The sequence below is a fragment of the Pectobacterium polonicum genome, from assembly GCF_005497185.1.
Taxonomy (GTDB): Bacteria; Pseudomonadota; Gammaproteobacteria; order Enterobacterales; family Enterobacteriaceae; genus Pectobacterium; species Pectobacterium polonicum.
This window is the reverse complement of sequence record NZ_RJTN01000006.1, coordinates 1-16,863: the sequence shown is the minus strand read 5'-3', so window position 1 is coordinate 16,863 and position 16,863 is coordinate 1. Positions and strand designations below refer to the sequence as shown.

Here is a 16,863-nt window from a genome sequence, read left to right as displayed (position 1 = left end):
TCGGCAATTATTTGCGGGTAGCCAGAATAATACTGGAAGCCTTAAGCAGAGCGATTAATTCGCTGCCCACATCAATGTTCATCTCTTCCAGGCTTTCATTGGTCACGGTTGAGGTCAGCGTCAACCCACCCGCGGTAACCAGTTGCACCGTCGAGTTTACGGCACCTTTAGCCACGGTACTCACTTTGCCGTGAAACTGATTGCGGGCAGAAAAATTCAAACCACATTCCGCCGATGCCAGAATGACCCAAGGGGCTTTCACCAGCGCAATGGCCGGCTTGCCGACAGCCAATTCCATTGAATCACAGCTGGTTCGTGTAATAACTGTCGTTAACTTATCCCCACTTTCCAGAGTCAATGCGACTTCATTGTTTACCGCACCCTCAACAATGGAAGACACAACACCCGAAAGCTGATTTCTTGCTGAAACTGACATAACGACTCCTTTGGATTCATCTTTAATACAGACAATAGACACGAAATAACACTGGCAGCGGGAGATGACGACACGATGAAGATCTGGCATTTACCTCCGCCGAGACATAAGTCGCTCGGCAATATCAGCCGTCTGCCGCTATTATTACTTTCCTTCCGCACCGCCACTATTCCGCACTGGAATAGCAGACGGTAAATAATAGCCTCATAGTAGGCTTTCCTCTGAGAGAATTATGCGATGCTACTTCCATCATTAGCCAATTACCTCAATATCAATAAATAAACATACTCACTTGGTATTATTTCCTGGAGAAATATCTTCTATTTCCGCTCTGATCTTTTACTCAAAAAACCGAAATAACATGGGTAAGGCAACACGCTGCTAACCCCTCTTTTTATCCCCAATGGTAGCCCCGGTATCTCGCTCCTTACACGATCGGGATAACCCCACGGCTGGCTTTTACGCTGATAGCGCAATTCTTACTAGTCAATTGGCCCACATGCCGTAAAATTCCCGCTTTCGTCATCACGACGTTCATAACGATGCCAATCCTCCCATTTACGGTGGAGAAGAACATGGATACACGCTTTCCTCAGGCGCACAAAGAGGCCCGCTGGGCTTTCGGCCTGACGCTGGTTTATTTAGTGGCCTGGGTGCTTGCCGCCTATTTGCCTGACAACACACAAGGGATCACCGGCCTTCCACACTGGTTTGAGATGGCCTGCCTGCTGCTGCCGCTAGTGTTTACGCTGCTGTGCTGGCTGATGGTGCGCGTTATTTTCCGCGATATCTCACTGGAGAGTGACGATGCAAATTGAAATTTTATTGCCGCTGATTGGCTACCTGCTGCTGGTCTTCGGGCTGTCGGTCTATGCGTACCGTCGCCGTCAGGCGGGTAACTTTCTTAACGAGTATTTCCTCGGCGGCCGCTCAATGGGCGGGTTTGTCCTGGCGATGACGCTCATCGGCACTTACGTCAGCGCCAGCTCTTTTATCGGCGGGCCGGGTGCGGCGTATAAATACGGGCTGGGCTGGGTGCTGCTTTCGATGATTCAGCTCCCTACCATGCTGCTGTCGCTCGGGATTCTGGGGAAAAAGTTCGCCATTCTGGCGCGGCGTTACAACGCCATCACGTTGAACGACATGCTGTACGCGCGCTACAACAGCCCGCTACTGGTATGGTTCGCCAGCATCAGCCTGCTGGTCGCGTTTATCGGCGCCATGGCCGTGCAGTTCATTGGTGGCGCGCGTCTGCTGGAAACCGCAGCGAACATCCCTTATGACATCGGCCTACTGATTTTCGGCGTCACTATCGCGCTGTACACCACGTTTGGCGGCTTCCGCGCCAGCGTGCTTAATGATGCGATGCAGGGCATCGTGATGCTGATCGGCACCGTCATCCTGCTGGTCGGCGTGATCTATGCCGCAGGCGGCCTGCACAGCGCGGTGGATAAACTGCAACAGATTGACCCGATGCTGGTGTCGCCGCAGGGCAGCAACGGTATTCTGTCGATGCCGTTTATGGCTTCATTCTGGGTGCTGGTCTGCTTCGGCGTCATCGGCTTGCCGAACACCGCAGTGCGCTGTATCTCTTATCGTGACAGCAAAGCGCTGCACCGTGGAATTATCATCGGCACCATCGTCATCGGCATTCTGATGCTCGGCATGCATCTGGCTGGTGCGCTTGGCCGCGCCGTGATGCCAAATCTGACGATCCCCGATCAAGTGTTACCGGCGCTGATGGTCACCGTATTACCGCCGCTGGCCGCAGGGATCTTTCTCGCTGCACCAATGGCCGCTATCATGTCCAACATTAATGCGCATTTACTTCAGGCCTCCGCCACGATCATCAAAGATCTCTATCTCAGCGTGCGCCCGCAGCAGATCCATAACGAACGCCGCATCAAGATCCTGTCCAGCATGACCACCCTGCTGCTGGGTCTGCTGGTGCTGCTGGCCTCCTTACGGCCACCGGATATGATCATCTGGCTGAATCTGCTGGCGTTTGGCGGGCTGGAAGCGGTGTTCCTGTGGCCGCTGGTACTGGGCCTGTATTGGGAACGCGCGAATGCCGCAGGCGCGCTTAGCGCCATGTTCACCGGGGCGATTTGCTATACCTTACTGGCTAGCTTCAATCTTCAGCTGGCTGGATATCACCCGATTGTGCCATCGCTGTTACTCAGCCTGATGGCGTTTATTATTGGCAACCGCTTTGGTCATAATCCACCAGCGCCGGTTGCCGCTTCATCTTCACTTTAAATGTAATAGAGACTGCTATGCCGTGGATTCAACTGAAAATAAACACCTCAGGAAAGGTTGCAGAACAACTGGGTGACGTCATGATGGAAAGCGGTGCGGTATCCGTTACGTTTCAGGATACGCACGATACCCCGGTCTTTGAGCCGCTGCCGGGCGAGACCCGCCTGTGGGGCGATACTGACGCGATTGCGCTGTACGATGCCGAAACCGATATGAACGCGGTTATCGCGATACTGGAGCAAGAACCGCTGCTGGGCGCGGGTTTTAAACACAAGATCGAGCAGTTGGAAGACAAAGACTGGGAACGCGAGTGGATGGATAACTTCCACCCGATGCAGTTCGGCAAACGTCTGTGGATTTGCCCAAGCTGGCGTGACATTCCTGACCCGACTGCCGTCAACGTCATGCTCGACCCCGGTCTGGCGTTCGGCACTGGCACCCATCCAACAACCGCACTGTGCCTGCAATGGCTCGATGGGCTGGATCTGGAAGGGAAAACCATCATCGATTTTGGCTGCGGTTCCGGCATTCTGGCGATTGCCGCCTTGAAACTGGGTGCAGCACGCGCTATCGGTATTGATATCGATCCGCAGGCGATTCAGGCCAGCCGCGACAACGCACAGCGCAACGGTGTTTCCGAGCGTCTTGAGCTTTATCTGCCGAAAGACCAACCTGCTAACCTGTCTGCCGATGTCGTCGTTGCCAACATTCTTGCTGGCCCGCTGCGCGAACTGGCACCGCTGATTAGCGATCTGCCAAAAGCGGGCGGTCACCTCGGCCTGTCCGGCGTGCTGGCCACGCAAGCTGAAGGCGTCGCAGAAGCGTACGCAGACAAGTTCACGCTCGATCCAGTAGCTGAACGCGAAGAGTGGTGCCGCATTACCGGTCAACGCCGCGCATCGTAATAACATTACCCCGCTAGTCCCGCCCACCGTATGTGCAACGGTGGGCACCTTTCTTCTTGCTATATCTCACGATTGATCCCAATAAACTGGCGTATGATGCCGCTCGGCAAGCGACTGGACGTCACCTGCGCCCGGCGCTCAACGATGCCATATCATTATTTTCAAGGGATGAAAAATGAAAGGTAAACTCTCTATCGTATTGATGCTATCCGCCTGCTCTTCCGCCTTGGCGGCCGATCCGGTGCACTGGGGCTACGAAGGCAATGGCGATCCCGCACACTGGGGAAAGCTGTCTCCAGACTTCTCGCTATGTGAAACCGGTAAAAACCAATCTCCCATCAATATCCGCCAGGCTTTGAACGCTCAACACGACCCCTTACAGCTGGCTTTCCTGCCCGGGACACAGCAAATTATCAACAACGGGCATACCGTCCAGGTTAACGTTGGCCCGGGGAATACGCTGGTATTGGATAACGAGACATTCACCTTACAGCAGTTTCACTTTCACGCACCGAGCGAGAATGAAATCGATGGTAAGCAGTTTCCGCTAGAAGGCCATTTTGTCTATAAAGACGCGGCTGGCGCACTTACCGTTATCGCGCTGATGTTTCAGGAAGGAGAAGCCAATCTGCCGCTAGCCACGACATGGCAGCAGATTCCGGCTCAGGTTAATCAGGCAGAGGACGTGCGCACGCCAATCGCGATTCAGAGCCTGTTACCGACGTCATTAAACTACTATCGGTTTAGTGGGTCGCTCACCACGCCACCGTGTTCGGAAGGCATTCGCTGGCTCGTGCTGGATCACCCCGTCACCGCCTCTGCTGAACAAATAAACCAGTTCCGCTCGGTCATGCATCACGCTAATAACCGGCCTACACAGCCGCTTAATGGCCGAATCATCATCCATTAAGCCACTTCGCAAGGCTGGTCAGACGGTCTGTCGGCCAGCCTCAGGTAAATCGGTACCCTTTTTTGCCGCATTAACCAACGTATTTCACTGATAAAGCATTGATAGCCTGCTGTATCTCCACTAAAAATGACCGCGCTTGCAGATAAAATTCTGTAAACAGATGATTATTTCCTAGAACAAAAAATCGACACAAAAATATAACTAACTGTTAAATATGAATAATATTTTTATACAACTTTATGAAGTGCATTTTCATTGATCGATAGCCGTAAATTGGTCAAAGTTTGGCCTTTCATCTGACGTAAAAAATGCGTAATATACGCGCCCTTGCAGGCACAGTATGGTCAATTTTTGTCTATGCACATTGGACAATTTCAGCTTAGTAATCGCTTGATAGCAGCCCCAATGGCTGGTATTAGCGATCGCCCATTTAGAGCACTCTGTCATGCGATGGGCGCTGGAATGACCGTGTCTGAAATGCTTTCTTCCAACCCGGAAGTGTGGCGTTCAGACAAGTCGCGTTTGCGAATGGTACATAGCGATGAACCGGGTATCAGAGCCGTGCAGATTGCCGGTTGTGACCCCGATGAGATGGCGGCGGCAGCGAGAATCAACGCTGATTCCGGCGCACAGATCATCGACATCAATATGGGCTGCCCCGCGAAGAAGGTGAACCGCAAGATGGCAGGATCTGCATTGTTGCAGTATCCGGATTTGGTCAAACAAATCCTCTCTACGGTAGTGAAAGCGGTAGACGTACCGGTGACACTGAAAATCCGAACCGGTTGGGCACCAGAGCACCGCAACTGTGTAGAAATTGCCAAATTGGCTGAAGACTGTGGGATTCAGGCGTTAACCATTCACGGACGCACGCGTGCGTGCTTGTTCAATGGTTTCGCCGAATACGACAGCATTCGGGCAGTTAAGCAGGCCGTTTCCATTCCTATTATTGCGAATGGCGACATTACAGACCCGCATAAAGCCAGAGCGGTTCTTGACTACACTGGGGCTGACGCCCTGATGATAGGACGAGCCGCTCAGGGAAGACCCTGGATCTTTCGGGAAATCCAGCATTATCTGGACACAGGGGAGTTGCTGGCACCGATGCCATTGGCAGAGGTTAAGCGCTTGTTGATCGAGCACATACGGGAATTGCACGACTTTTATGGTCCAGGCAAGGGATTTCGTATCGCTCGTAAGCACGTATCCTGGTATCTCCAGGAGCATGCCCCAAACGACCAGTTTAGGCGCACATTCAACGCCATTGAGGATGCCAGCGAGCAGCTGGAGGCGTTGAAGGCATATTTTGAAAATCTTGCGTAAACAGAAAAAGAGCTGACAGAACTATGTTCGAACAACGCGTGAATTCTGACGTACTGACCGTTTCCACTGTAAACTCTCAGGCTCAGGTAACCCAAAAACCCCTGCGCGACTCGGTTAAACAGGCACTGAAGAACTATTTTGCTCAATTGAACGGTCAGGATGTAAGTGACCTGTATGAGCTGGTATTGGCTGAAGTTGAACAGCCACTGTTGGACATGGTGATGCAATACACCCGCGGTAACCAAACCCGCGCCGCCCTGATGATGGGCATCAACCGCGGTACTCTGCGTAAGAAATTGAAAAAATACGGCATGAACTGATACTAATCAGTTAAGCATTTGAAAAAAGGCGCTTTACCTCTTGGTTAAGCGCCTTTTTCTTTGCCTTTTATTTAGGCTGCAACAGCTTTAGCGTGGACATGCTGAGCGGTGGAATCTGAGAGATGGGGAATTCGTTGTTAATGACTCATACCCTCTTGTTGATCCGTTTCCGACGCATGAAAGAGTCGGTGCAGGTTGTCTAACCGCTCTGCTAACACGAACGTTAAAATCTCTTTCGACTCTGGGTTGTCCAATTCAACAATAGCGTAAGCCAGCGCACGACACTGATCGAGCGCTTCTTCGGGTTCTAACGGCGTGTTATCAAACATGGTGCACCTCCTGAATGGGCAGGCGGCCTGCGAAGACCATGACATGACCATCAGGGGAATGTTCCCGCGCCTGACGTTCGGTCGTAGCGATAATATGAACGACACGCTGGGAAGATGTTCCCAAAGCAAGAAAGCGATACTGAAATTCGGGGCGAGTTTGGGTAGACTGGATATCAGCCATAGTGTTAGCTCCAATAACATTGTGGTTAGAGGCTCGTAGGTGTTGGTAGCACCTGCGGGCTTCGCTATTTTTAACCTTGAATCACTCAAGGTGTCAGCCACTATAAAATTAAGTGTCAGCCACGTCAACGCTATTTTTTGTGCTTTATTGTGTATACTGTCTGCCACCAACCAGCATTAGGAATAGTCATGGCAACGAAAGCAGTAAACGCAAAATCAAGAAAGCTTGAGGCGAGAGTTCCACATGATGTTGCTGAAGCAATGGAAAAAGTAAAAGAGCCGGATGAAAGCACGGGGCAATTTATCGTTTCGGCCATGCAAGGTGAGATCAAACGCCGCCAGCGCAAACAGCCTAAAGATGAATCCACAGATTGACCGTTGTTATAGGGGTAGATTAAAGTGTACTAACTGTTGTTTGGTCTGGTGGTCAGTTCATGCTAGAAACGAATATTTTACCTCGGTTGATCAAACTCAAAATATTAATTGTCGGGTTATTTTTCCAGACAAGTATCGCCAATAATTGTATGCTTTCCATAGTTATAATTATTGATAAGCCTCAGCAATATCCTGTTATAAATATCGGTTCATTAGCGTAGCTCATTGATTACAATGACATTTGTACATTAATACCTCTGAGATATCTACATTATTTTTTTAGTGAAAAATAAAAATGGATATTTACCTTGAATTTAAATAGGTTAAAGATGAATTTTAAATCGTGGCGTAGTTATTGGGATTTTAAATACTCAGTAGATAATAAGCAACGTTACATACTAGACAAAGAATCTAACGACTTTCTCAATTCCATTGTTGATACCTGCGGAAATCGTGAAAGGTTTTTAAAAAAAGGCTCTATTTTTTGGCGTGCCCAGAATGGGCACGATTGGAGGTCTTATTATCAAAACGATCCTAATACTGGCGAGGATATATATATTGATGACCTTCCAATTCCGTTCCCGAAAGCTCGAATGAAGCCTCTAGTAGATAGTGCTGCGGAAGGGCGAGCTAACTCAAAAGGAATCCCGTGCTTGTATGTTGCCACAGATAAAGAAACCGCAATGTCTGAGGTGCGTCCTTGGCTCGGAGCAATTTTATCAGTAGCTCAACTAAGGTTGACAAGAGATCTAAGAGTGCTCGATTTTTCAGTCGAACAGGGGAAAATTAATCTTCATATTTATTCTCAAGAACCAACGCAAGAAGAGATCACTAAGGCTGTTTGGTCAGATATCGACAACGCTTTTTCTAAACCAACAAAAACTTCTGATTTGAAATCAGAATATGCCCCCACTCAGATAATCTCAGAGTTCATAAAATCAAAAGGATACGATGGCATTGCCTATAAGAGTGCTTTGGCTGAAGGCCATAATATATGTCTTTTTGACTTGGAATCTGCAGATATAATCAATTGCTCTATCTACGAACCCATTAAAATCAACTTTGATTTTAAAAAAATAGAAAATTATTATAACTAATTGAATTAACGTTGTACCTTCAGAACCAGATGCAGAAAAGCTACGACGACTATTAAAGCGTTAAGTGCTTTCGGGTTTTAAAAGATATAGGACGCAAAGCCGCTGAAGAATTTTTCCGCCCTTGTTCTGTACGTTAGGTGACTCGGCCAATTCATTTGCAACCGACTTCCTAATAATTCAATCATGCCGACTGCCAAATGTAGTTGCACATTGCTAAATTTGACAGCCGGGTTTTATCAGCGGCTAATCCAGAATCAAAACACCTCAATCAGCTCGAACTCTTCAAACACCAACAGCATATCCGGGGCAAACGTACCTTCTCGTTCGAAAAACGTCTGATGGCCTTGCCGCCAGAAAGCCAGGCTTTTGTCGCCTTCGCCTTCTTTGGCTGCCATCTCAGCGGTAACATCACAGTAGCGCACCAGCGTTAACGAGCGTGTCCAAATTACGCAGGAAGGCTGCCCAGCACCGTCCAGAACGATGTTGTAATCACCGACCTGCGGTGTTTCCTCATTTTTGAACGCGTGATACGAGCTACAGGTTGCCGTTTTATGCCCTTCCCGCACCAGTTGCAGCAGCTCATCCGCCAGCTCCGGACTGTCGCCAAACGACCAGCGCAGCGCGTCTGGGTACTTTGCCAATCCTTGTTTGCTCATCATCTTCCTCGGTTTATACGGCTATAATTGCTCTCTTTTATTACGCAATCATAGCCGTAAAGAGGCCATCAGGTAATGTCCACTTCCACCCAGAGTGCGGCATGGTCGGATGCAGCGGTGTCCCATGATGTTACTTCGGGTAGCGGCGTCACCGGTTCAGCGCCCTCTTTGGCGGCAATCTTGTCGATATTATAAATACCCCGACGTTCGACGCCCCACGTCACCACCGCCTGATGCAGAGGCGCAGACAGGAAAATATAGTCCAGCTGATTTAACCGTGCACCCTTCTTTCCCCCGGAGAAATAGTAGGTATAACGCTCTTTTTCTGGGCGTTCAGGGTCGATAACCGGGTGTAAGTCCGACAGGGAAAACAGCGGAGCCAGACTTTGCCAGGGGTTTGACGAATCCTCGTTCAAATCACCGAGAATGACCACGTAGTCCTTCTTGAGATCGTAAGTCTGTTGGACAATATCTGCGACACGTTCGGATTGGTCACGTCGCTTCTGCGCCCCGCGCTGCCGCTCTTCTTCCGTTTGACCGCTCTGGCTTTTGAAATGGTTACACAGGATATAAATCGGCTGTTTGAGGCCAGCATCCAGCGTGACCTCAAGGCAATCGCGGCTAAAGACGGGGTCAAACTGTTTTCCGGCATCAAAAATATGCGTGCGGAGCTGAGCAATCCGATAACGCGTCAGGCAGGCAACATCAATACCGCGTGGATCATTCGGACTGTCGATCATCACGAACTGGTTAAACTTCTTTTTCCCCAGCACCTGACTGTTGAAATCACGTAAGACGTCCATGTTTTCAACTTCAACGGCGCACAGGATATCGGCGTTAAGCAGAGTAATAACCTTGCCCGTATTCTTACGCTGTTGGCTACTGAATTCCTGAGATTTGAACACGATTTCTCCGATCCAATCCCCACAGCCGCGGCAGCTTTTATTGATCCTAAATCCGGTACCGGCGTCCTCCTTTTTCCATCGCCCCAACGTGCCCGCATCGGTGCGAATATCAATATAGGGGCGCAGCACGATAGAAAGGCGGAACACCTGATCTTTCAGGTCATCATCGTATTGGGGTTGCTCGAGAAGGTGCTGAAGCTGCCTGACCTGTTCCAATAAGGCATCGATCTGCTGCGAATCGGGGAGGTTGAGAATCGCGGTACGATGGAACAGGTTCTCAACGTTATAGCTGGCGATACGAATCTTCATTGTTGTCTCCTGCTGGGTAGTGGCAAAAGCAATGATGTCCTTTTGAGGATAGAAGCCCATTGTGACAGTTGGGTAACATTTACGGCGCAATAGACTCTTTCTATCGTTCTTTTGCTCAAGATGGTTAAAACCTGACAAGCGCACTATATTCTCAACACATGCACTATATTCACTTCTGATATAAATCATCACACAACGTGATTTATAAACAGATGTCTTGTAGCGTAGATTCGTTATCAGCAAAAGTTATAAGCGCATCACTGCACACTACTCACAGGAATTCATAATGAAAAAAATACGTTTTGCTTTACTGACCAGCGCCCTGCTTGCTACCAGCGTATTCGCTCATGCCGATGACCTTAGCGCCATCAAGTCCGCAGGGGTTATCAAGATCGGCACAGAAGGCACCTACGCGCCTTACACCTATCATGATAAATCAGGTCAGTTGGTTGGCTTCGATGTGGATATTGGCCGTGCAGTGGCGGAAAAGCTTGGCGTGAAAGCCCAGTTCATTGAAGGACGTTGGGACGGTTTAATCGCCGGTATTGATGCCAAGCGCTACGATGCAGTCATCAATCAGGTTGGCGTAACCAAAGAGCGTCAGGCTAAGTATGATTTCTCAAAGCCTTATATTGATTCCAAAGCGGTGCTGGTTGTCCGTGGCGATAACACCACCATCAAAGATTTCAGCGATCTGAAAGGCAAAAAATCTGCCCAGAGCCTGACCAGTAATTACTCTAAGCAAGCCACCAGCTACGGTGCGGAAATTGTACCAACGGATGGTTTTAACCAGTCGCTGGATCTGGTTCTCAGCGGCCGTGCCGATGCCACGTTGAACGATAATCTGTCATTCCTGGATTTCAAAAAGCAGAAGCCGGATGCCAACGTGAAGATTGCGGCAACCTCAAAAGACGGTGAGCCTTCCGCGATTCTGGTACGTAAAGATCAGGCTCCACTGGTGGAAGCATTGAATAAAGCTCTGGATGAAATCAAAGCAGACGGCACCTATAAAACGATATCTGTGCGATACTTCGGGGAGGATGTTTCTCAATAATCGCACTGTTACCAGAGCGCGTTGTTATAAACAGGGTTGTTATATACCCTAAATAATTCGAGTTGCGTGCAGGCGGCAACCGCGCGAGTCCTCAGGAGCTTACTCAAGTAAGTGACTGAGGTGAGTAAGGGCAGCCAACGCACAAGCAGCTTGAAGTATGACGGGTATCAGCGCGCGCTGTAATTAGAGCATATCTTATCGGAGCTCGTTTTCATGCCGCCTTGGCTACAACTCATGGCAGACTCCTTCTGGAGCCTGCTGTCTGCGGGACTGAAATTTACCGTCCCTCTGGCTATCCTGTCTTTCATCTTTGGCTTAGCTCTCGGCATTATCATCGCGCTGGTTCGCCTTTATGGCCCAAAGCCGCTGAAATGGCTGGGTGATTTCTACGTTTGGGTTATTCGTGGAACGCCATTATTGGTTCAGCTTTTCCTGATTTTTTATGGGCTGCCCAGCGCGGGGATTACTCTGGATGCCTTTCCGGCTGCCCTTATTGGTTTCACTATCAGCGTGGGTGCCTATAGCTCGGAGATCGTCCGTGGAGCAATATTGTCAGTCCCGAAGGGCCAATGGAATGCCGCCTATTCTCTCGGTATGAACGGAAGGCAGGCGATTCGTTGGGTCATCTTCCCGCAATCCGTTTTCGTATCGCTGCCGCCGCTCTCCAATACGTTTATTTCCTTAATCAAGGATACATCGCTGGCTGCCGTCATCACCGTGCCAGAGATGTTTTTATCCGCTCAGCGCATTGTTTCGGTTACCTATGAACCCTTGATTCTGTATGTTGAGGCTGCACTGATTTACCTGATGTTCAGCACGGTGCTAAGCCAGCTACAGGTTAAGCTCGAAAAGTATTATCAGCGCCACATCACACAGTAACGCCTCCTGCATCAGCCCATGCAATCCGCTGGGCTGATGACGCTACCACGCTCCTCATTTCTCCCTGCTTAACTGTTAATCCCACACCTGAAAATATGCGCACGGGCTGAAGATGCCCCACTCTCTATTCTGACGCACCAAAAAAGGGCGCACTGCCCTCTTTGCATTTGTCACGGTGCGCACATACCCATTTAGAATTACCCACTTAGATCAATAAGCCTTTCCTTTCGTCTTCATTATCAAGCAAATAGAAAATTGGCATTTTATTTGCTTCGCTCTGCTCACGTCGGCATCCCGACAGACAGGTATGGTGCACCTTATTGTGTACTTCAAAAACAGCAAATAACTCTAGACGCTAGGATGATTATGAAAAGAATAGTGATTTCTACTCTGGTTGCTGGCGCGTCACTCTTTGCCGCCATCAACCAAGCCCATGCAGGTGCAACGCTGGACGCCATTCAGAAGAAAGGATTTGTGCAGTGTGGTATCAGCGATGGCTTGCCCGGCTTTTCCTATGCGGATGCCAGTGGCAAATACTCCGGTATTGATGTTGACGTGTGTCGCGGCCTTGCCGCGGCCGTATTCGGCGATGCCAATAAAGTCAAATACACGCCGCTGACGGCGAAAGAGCGCTTCACTGCGCTGCAATCCGGCGAAGTTGACGTGCTGTCACGCAACACCACCTGGACGTCTTCCCGCGACGGCGGCATGGGAATGCTATTTACCGGCGTCACCTACTACGACGGCATTGGCTTCCTGACGCATAACAAAGCGGGCTTAACCAGCGCCAAAGAGCTGGACGGTGCAACCGTCTGTATTCAGGCAGGTACTGATACCGAGCTGAACGTCGCTGACTATTTCAAAACCCATAAAATGCAGTACACCCCCGTCACATTCGACCGCTCTGATGAAAGCGCCAAAGCGCTGGAGTCTGGCCGCTGCGATACGCTGGCATCAGACCAGTCACAGCTGTACGCACTGCGTATCAAGCTGAGCAAACCTGCTGAATTTATTGTCCTGCCAGAAGTGATTTCCAAAGAGCCGCTGGGTCCAGTGGTACGCCGTGGTGATGAGGAGTGGTTCGCAATTGTACGCTGGACGCTGTTCGCCATGCTGAATGCCGAAGAGATGGGTGTGACCTCGAAAAACGTCGACCAACTGGCGGCAAAACCTACCACGCCAGATATGTCTCACCTGCTTGGTCATGAAGGCAGCTACGGTAAAGATCTCAAATTACCGAACGATTGGGCATTCAAAATCATCAAACAGGTCGGCAACTACGGCGAAATCTTTGAACGTAATGTCGGTATGGGCAGCGAGCTGAAAATTAAGCGCGGCCTGAACGAATTGTGGAACAAAGGCGGGATCCAGTACGCGCCAGCGGTACGTTAATTATCAGAAAAAACCGGGCGCAGTGTATGGCTGCGCCCCTCAGTACCCCGTATCGAGGTTCCAGCATGCTACAACGCCCAACCGTAAAAGGTGATTTATCACTGACTAATCCAGCGGTGCGCGCCTGGCTGTATCAAATTGTCGTTGTTATCGCGGTATTGGCTGTCGCAGCCTACCTGTTGCACAACACCGTGACCAATCTGTCGCAAAGAGGCATCACCTCTGGCTTCGATTTCCTGAATAAAAGCGCTGGCTTTGGCATCGTCCAGCACCTGATTGACTATCAACAAGGTGACACCTACGCCCGCGTTTTTCTTGTTGGGTTATTCAACACGCTGCTGGTTTCGGCGTTGTGTATCGTGTTTGCGTCGATTCTCGGCTTCACTGTTGGTCTCGCTCGGCTGTCCGACAACTGGCTATTACGGAAAATATCCAACATTTACATTGAGATATTCCGTAACATTCCGCCGTTATTGCAGATTTTCTTCTGGTACTTTGCCGTATTGCGGAATCTGCCGGGGCCGCGCCAGTCAATCAGCGCGTTTGATGTCGCGTTCCTCAGTAATCGGGGTTTTTATCTGCCCTCACCTGAATTGGGGCCCGGTGCGGCGGCATTTTTCCTTTCTCTGTTGATCGTAGCAGTTGTGGCATGGGTCGTCTTTCGGCGCAACCGACGCTATCACGCGTTAACTGGCCAGCCACGTAGAACCTGGCCGCTGACGTTAGGCCTGTTTCTTGTGCTGTGCGCACTCAGTCATTTGATTTTCGGCCCCGCTTTTCACTGGGATATGCCGGAATTAAAAGGGTTTAACTTCCGCGGCGGTATGGTGCTGATCCCCGAGTTGGCGGCGTTAACCGTTGCGCTTTCGGTCTACACGTCATCGTTTATTGCCGAGATTATTCGTTCAGGTATCCAATCAGTTTCACACGGTCAGCACGAGGCAGCACGTTCTCTCGGCTTACCGAATCCCGTTACATTACGCAAAGTGATCCTTCCACAAGCACTGCGCGTCATCATTCCGCCCCTGACCAGCCAGTATCTCAACATCGTGAAAAACTCATCGTTGGCGGCTGCAATTGGCTACCCCGATATGGTGTCACTATTCGCGGGAACCGTGTTGAATCAGACCGGCCAGGCCATTGAAACAATCGCCATTACCATGTCGGTCTACCTCATTATCAGCCTGCTGATCTCGCTGCTGATGAATCTGTATAACCGCAAGATCGCGTTAGTCGAACGCTAAGAGGACGTCATGACGATGAAGCATTATACGCAAGAGCGTCAGTCCCCTCTTTTCAGAACGATACAGTGGGCACGACGTAATCTCTTCTCAAGTATCAGCAATAGCCTGTTAACGCTGTTTTGCCTCTGGCTATTGTGGGTTGCCATACCGCCGCTGCTTAATTGGGCGATCTTTCAGGCTAACTGGATTGGCACAACCCGTAATGACTGTACGCGTGATGGCGCTTGTTGGGTCTTCATTCATGCCAGATTTGGTCATTTCATGTATGGGCTGTATCCGGCAGAGGAAGTCTGGCGCATCAACTTTGCACTCGCTATCGGGTTGCTGAGTATCCTGCCGATGTTCCTGAAAAGTATCCCCTATCGCGGACGTTATATTGCCGTCTGGACGGTGGTTTATCCGCTCGTCGCCTGGTGGTTACTTTACGGTGGTTTTGGCGGGCTCAGTAGAGTTGAAACCTATCAGTGGGGCGGCTTAACGTTGACGCTGATCATCGCCGCTGTGGGTATCGCCGGTGCGTTGCCGCTTGGCATCTTGCTCGCGTTAGGCCGCCGTTCCACCCTGCCGATCGTCCGTATGCTTTCCGTCGTGTTCATCGAATTTTGGCGTGGCGTACCGCTCATCACCGTGCTTTTTATGTCATCCGTGATGCTGCCGCTGTTTTTAACGGAAGGCACCACGATCGACAAACTGCTCAGGGCGCTAGTCGGTGTTATCTTATTCCAGTCAGCCTATGTCGCCGAGGTAGTCCGAGGTGGCTTGCAGGCGCTCCCTAAAGGACAGTATGAAGCCGCTGAATCCCTGGGCTTAGGCTATTGGCGCATGCAGGGGCTGGTCATCCTCCCGCAAGCTCTAAAAATGGTTATCCCAGGTCTGGTGAATACCATTATTTCTCTCTTTAAAGACACCAGTCTGGTGATCATCATCGGCCTTTTCGATCTCTTCAGCAGTATCCAGCAGGCAACCGTCGACCCCACCTGGCTGGGTATGTCGACAGAAGGTTATGTTTTTGCCGCCATGGTTTATTGGATTTTCTGTTTCAGCATGTCGCGCTATAGCCAACATCTGGAAAATCGTTTTAACACCGGACACAAGTCACACTGAGGCCATCCATGAATCAGACTGCATTCACTCCATCAACCGATCACATGATTACCTTAGAAAATGTGAATAAGTGGTACGGGCAATTTCACGTGCTCAAAGACATCAATTTACAGGTCAGGCAAGGCGAGCGCATTGTGCTGTGCGGCCCTTCCGGTTCAGGAAAATCAACCACCATACGCTGTATTAATCATCTCGAAGAGCATCAGCAAGGGCGAATTGTTGTTGATGGGATTGAATTAAATAATGATTTGCGCAACATCGAAAAAATTCGTACTGAAGTCGGCATGGTTTTTCAGCACTTCAATTTGTTCCCGCACTTAACCGTATTGCAGAACTGCACGCTGGCACCATGCTGGGTGCGCCACACACCGAAAAAAGAAGCGGAAGAGCTGGCAATGCACTATCTGGAACGTGTGCGTATTGCCGCACATGCGCATAAATTTCCAGGACAGCTATCTGGAGGTCAGCAACAGCGCGTGGCCATCGCGCGTTCGCTGTGCATGAAGCCCAAGATTATGCTGTTCGACGAACCGACGTCCGCTCTGGACCCTGAGATGGTGAAAGAAGTGTTAGATACTATGCTGGGGCTGGCTCAGGATGGGATGACGATGCTGTGTGTAACGCACGAAATGGGGTTCGCGAAAACCGTCGCTGACCGGGTGATCTTTATGGATCAAGGAGAGATCGTGGAACAAGCCCCGCCGGACATCTTCTTCTCAAGCCCTCGTTCAGAGCGCACGCAGGCATTCCTTTCACAAATCCTGCACTAATCCTAAGCATCCTGCCTGCGTGCTTATGCAGGCTTTCCCTCATCATCACCATGATGAGGGATCTCACTGCTCGCGTTAATTCATAACTAACGCGAGCAGCATAAGGTAGAAAGGTTTCTGCACACTAAAACTGCCCCTCTATCCCGTATTTGCTACGGCTATCTACCTAATACACCTAAATAAATACACAGCCCGAAAATCTATTGCAGATAAAAACAAAAATGTCCCATAGCAAAAAGCCCCTGTCTTGCGACAGAGGCTTTCCACTTATTTGATGCCTGGCAGTTCCCTACTCTCACATGGGGAAGCCCCACACTACCATCGGCGCTACGGCGTTTCACTTCTGAGTTCGGCATGGGGTCAGGTGGGACCACCGCGCTATCGCCGCCAGGCAAATTCTGTTTCATTCCAACCGT

Annotated in this window: 19 protein-coding genes and 1 rRNA gene; 14 read left to right on the top strand and 6 right to left on the bottom strand. The window is 50.1% G+C overall.

Annotated features, from left to right (window positions below):
• Positions 1 to 7: 7 nt before the first annotated feature.
• Positions 8 to 436 carry a TOBE domain-containing protein gene (locus EDI29_RS08770; protein WP_137740592.1) on the bottom strand — a complete coding sequence of 143 codons (429 nt, stop codon included), beginning with the start codon at positions 434 to 436 and terminating at the stop codon, positions 8 to 10.
• Positions 437 to 1,011: 575 nt separating this feature from the next.
• On the opposite strand from EDI29_RS08770, the gene EDI29_RS08765 reads away from it, so the two are divergent.
• The 6 genes from EDI29_RS08765 (at position 1,012) to fis (ending at position 6,153) form a co-directional block, all read left to right on the top strand.
• The gene (locus tag EDI29_RS08765; RefSeq protein WP_010681541.1) at positions 1,012 to 1,254 is read left to right on the top strand and encodes a YhdT family protein; all 243 of its coding nucleotides are present in this window, start codon (positions 1,012 to 1,014) and stop codon (positions 1,252 to 1,254) included.
• Positions 1,244 to 2,695 (top strand): sodium/pantothenate symporter, encoded by a 1,452-nt coding sequence (panF, locus tag EDI29_RS08760; protein WP_039507251.1) that lies wholly within the window; start codon positions 1,244 to 1,246, stop codon positions 2,693 to 2,695. The genes EDI29_RS08765 and panF overlap by 11 nt, the downstream gene beginning before the upstream one ends.
• A gap of 17 nt (positions 2,696 to 2,712) precedes the next feature.
• Complete coding sequence (gene prmA / locus EDI29_RS08755; RefSeq protein ID WP_137740591.1) at positions 2,713 to 3,600, top strand: 50S ribosomal protein L11 methyltransferase; 888 nt, start codon at positions 2,713 to 2,715, stop codon at positions 3,598 to 3,600.
• 175 nt (positions 3,601 to 3,775) lie between these two features.
• The gene (locus EDI29_RS08750) at positions 3,776 to 4,510 is read left to right on the top strand and encodes a carbonic anhydrase (RefSeq protein WP_137740590.1); all 735 of its coding nucleotides are present in this window, start codon (positions 3,776 to 3,778) and stop codon (positions 4,508 to 4,510) included.
• A gap of 357 nt (positions 4,511 to 4,867) precedes the next feature.
• The gene (gene dusB, locus EDI29_RS08745; RefSeq protein WP_010300275.1) at positions 4,868 to 5,833 is read left to right on the top strand and encodes a tRNA dihydrouridine synthase DusB; all 966 of its coding nucleotides are present in this window, start codon (positions 4,868 to 4,870) and stop codon (positions 5,831 to 5,833) included.
• Between the two features lie 23 nt (positions 5,834 to 5,856).
• Positions 5,857 to 6,153 carry a DNA-binding transcriptional regulator Fis gene (gene fis, locus EDI29_RS08740; protein ID WP_005975342.1) on the top strand — a complete coding sequence of 99 codons (297 nt, stop codon included), beginning with the start codon at positions 5,857 to 5,859 and terminating at the stop codon, positions 6,151 to 6,153.
• Between the two features lie 137 nt (positions 6,154 to 6,290).
• Here fis and EDI29_RS08735 read toward each other — a convergent pair whose 3' ends face one another.
• A complete protein-coding gene (locus EDI29_RS08735) occupies positions 6,291 to 6,482 on the bottom strand; it encodes a hypothetical protein (protein ID WP_024104211.1) in 192 nt (63 codons plus the stop codon).
• On the bottom strand, positions 6,475 to 6,663 hold the full coding sequence (locus EDI29_RS08730; RefSeq protein ID WP_137740589.1) for a host cell division inhibitor Icd-like protein: 189 nt from the start codon (positions 6,661 to 6,663) through the stop codon (positions 6,475 to 6,477). The genes EDI29_RS08735 and EDI29_RS08730 overlap by 8 nt, the downstream gene beginning before the upstream one ends.
• A gap of 188 nt (positions 6,664 to 6,851) precedes the next feature.
• Between EDI29_RS08730 and EDI29_RS08725 the strand changes: the two genes are divergently transcribed.
• A complete protein-coding gene (locus EDI29_RS08725; protein ID WP_137740588.1) occupies positions 6,852 to 7,037 on the top strand; it encodes a YlcI/YnfO family protein in 186 nt (61 codons plus the stop codon).
• Between the two features lie 329 nt (positions 7,038 to 7,366).
• On the top strand, positions 7,367 to 8,134 hold the full coding sequence (locus tag EDI29_RS08720; protein ID WP_137740587.1) for an RES family NAD+ phosphorylase: 768 nt from the start codon (positions 7,367 to 7,369) through the stop codon (positions 8,132 to 8,134).
• 254 nt (positions 8,135 to 8,388) lie between these two features.
• On the opposite strand, the gene EDI29_RS08715 is transcribed toward EDI29_RS08720, so the two are convergent.
• Both EDI29_RS08715 and EDI29_RS08710 read right to left on the bottom strand, forming a co-directional pair.
• Entirely contained in the window at positions 8,389 to 8,790 is a 402-nt protein-coding gene (locus tag EDI29_RS08715; RefSeq protein ID WP_137740711.1) for an ASCH domain-containing protein, read from the bottom strand.
• Between the two features lie 68 nt (positions 8,791 to 8,858).
• Complete coding sequence (locus tag EDI29_RS08710; RefSeq protein WP_137740586.1) at positions 8,859 to 10,004, bottom strand: endonuclease/exonuclease/phosphatase family protein; 1,146 nt, start codon at positions 10,002 to 10,004, stop codon at positions 8,859 to 8,861.
• Between the two features lie 286 nt (positions 10,005 to 10,290).
• On the opposite strand from EDI29_RS08710, the gene EDI29_RS08705 reads away from it, so the two are divergent.
• From EDI29_RS08705 to EDI29_RS08680, 6 genes are all read left to right on the top strand, one after another.
• On the top strand, positions 10,291 to 11,058 hold the full coding sequence (locus EDI29_RS08705; protein ID WP_010300242.1) for an amino acid ABC transporter substrate-binding protein: 768 nt from the start codon (positions 10,291 to 10,293) through the stop codon (positions 11,056 to 11,058).
• 213 nt (positions 11,059 to 11,271) lie between these two features.
• The gene (locus tag EDI29_RS08700) at positions 11,272 to 11,937 is read left to right on the top strand and encodes an amino acid ABC transporter permease (protein WP_137740585.1); all 666 of its coding nucleotides are present in this window, start codon (positions 11,272 to 11,274) and stop codon (positions 11,935 to 11,937) included.
• Positions 11,938 to 12,303: 366 nt separating this feature from the next.
• Positions 12,304 to 13,329, top strand: coding sequence for an amino acid ABC transporter substrate-binding protein (locus EDI29_RS08695; RefSeq protein WP_029368234.1), 1,026 nt, complete (start codon positions 12,304 to 12,306; stop codon positions 13,327 to 13,329).
• Between the two features lie 65 nt (positions 13,330 to 13,394).
• Positions 13,395 to 14,573, top strand: a complete 1,179-nt coding sequence (locus EDI29_RS08690) for an amino acid ABC transporter permease (RefSeq protein ID WP_137740710.1) — start codon at positions 13,395 to 13,397, stop codon at positions 14,571 to 14,573.
• Positions 14,574 to 14,582: 9 nt separating this feature from the next.
• Positions 14,583 to 15,677, top strand: coding sequence for an amino acid ABC transporter permease (locus tag EDI29_RS08685; RefSeq protein WP_137740584.1), 1,095 nt, complete (start codon positions 14,583 to 14,585; stop codon positions 15,675 to 15,677).
• Between the two features lie 8 nt (positions 15,678 to 15,685).
• A complete protein-coding gene (locus tag EDI29_RS08680; protein WP_137740583.1) occupies positions 15,686 to 16,447 on the top strand; it encodes an amino acid ABC transporter ATP-binding protein in 762 nt (253 codons plus the stop codon).
• Between the two features lie 276 nt (positions 16,448 to 16,723).
• On the opposite strand, the gene rrf is transcribed toward EDI29_RS08680, so the two are convergent.
• Positions 16,724 to 16,839, bottom strand: a 5S ribosomal RNA gene (gene rrf, locus EDI29_RS08675).
• Between the last annotated feature and the right edge of the window lie 24 nt (positions 16,840 to 16,863).